The 1,207-nt window shown below is 61.8% G+C and carries 1 protein-coding gene; it reads right to left on the bottom strand.

Annotation, left to right across the window (positions count from 1 at the left end; all coding sequences use genetic code 11):
• Positions 1-1,207 (bottom strand): YfjI family protein (locus H607_RS11100; RefSeq protein ID WP_169393580.1); only part of this gene is annotated, 1,207 nt, incomplete at both ends.

Raw genomic sequence — 1,207 nt, 5'->3', positions numbered from 1 at the left:
GCAGTTCGCCGCCAGTTGCCAGCTCGGATTCAATGGCATCGTGGAACGCGATCCACGCTTGCTTTGCCTCCGGTGACAAGGGGAGCGTAACCGGCTTGAGCACGTCTTTCTCGTCGAACGCTGGCGGTTGAGCAAGCAGGTCTTTGAGCCGCGTATTGAATGCCGCGAGCGCTGGCCAATGGCTTGGCGGTTCCTGATAAAAACGCGTGCCTTGAGTCGATTCCGGCCATGCCACCAAGAATCTGGCGAGAAAGCCGCTTCCCCTGGCAAGCGATCCCGTTTTGGTGAAAAACTCCCTCAGCGTTTGTTCCTGAATCTGCAGCCACACGGTCAGGCGCGCGCCATTCACCTCGAAAGATTCGCTGCTTCGGCGGTCGATCCGCAACCCGGCTCCATCCCATAGCTGATTGAGCAAAGCAAGGTTGCGCATGACGGAATCCCGACCCATCGCGTGGCCACCAAAGACGATTCCGGCTTCCGATGAGATGACGCCGCCAGTTGGCCACCGTTTCCCCAGCTCGAACGCGAGCGCCTCCGGCGTGGTGTCGGTGTAGATGTAGCGTGGAACCCTTGGCGCCTCCGGCTTTATGCGTCCCAGCTTGCGCAAGGATTCCTCCAGCTCCTTGGTATCCTTGCTTCCAGCATATTTCGTGATCTTCGTCTTGATCCCCTGGCGCTTCGCTTCCCAAGCCTCCATATCGGCCATGTACTGTTCCATTACAGGCGCCGCCGCTGCCGCCTCCTCGCGTTCGTGCTCGCGGATCGCCTTCATGAAAAAGCCGTCGATCGTGCTCTTGCGCTCGCCAGATTCGGCGATGGTGAGCAGGAATAACCCGCAAGGCCCGCACAGCTTGTCGGCGCGCCGAACATCAAAGCCGGATTGGATCGCCAAGGAAAGCGATGCCAACGCGCTGGTGGCCACCAGAGAAACCGGCGCCTGCACGTATGCCTGCACTTCCTCCACCGCCGCACGGATCGAATGGGGGAGCGCATCGAGCGGGTAATCGAGCGCCTCGACGTCGGCAATGAGCGGTTCCGGTTCGCTCCACGGCACTTCCCCGCTCCAGCCGCACGCCTTGGCCAGCTTGAAGATCGATGCCTTCGTCAGTGGCGCCGTGGCCGAATAGTGCGGGTCGGCCGCCTCGAAGATGGCCGCCGATCGGCCGCCGGTGAGCCGATCCCATTCCCGCGCCAGCGCACGGCCGAT

Origin of the sequence: Tepidiphilus margaritifer DSM 15129 (assembly GCF_000425565.1) — a bacterium.
Classification (GTDB): Bacteria; Pseudomonadota; Gammaproteobacteria; order Burkholderiales; family Rhodocyclaceae; genus Tepidiphilus; species Tepidiphilus margaritifer.
The sequence above is the reverse complement of the archived record's forward strand: the minus strand, read 5'-3'. Positions and strand labels throughout refer to the sequence as shown.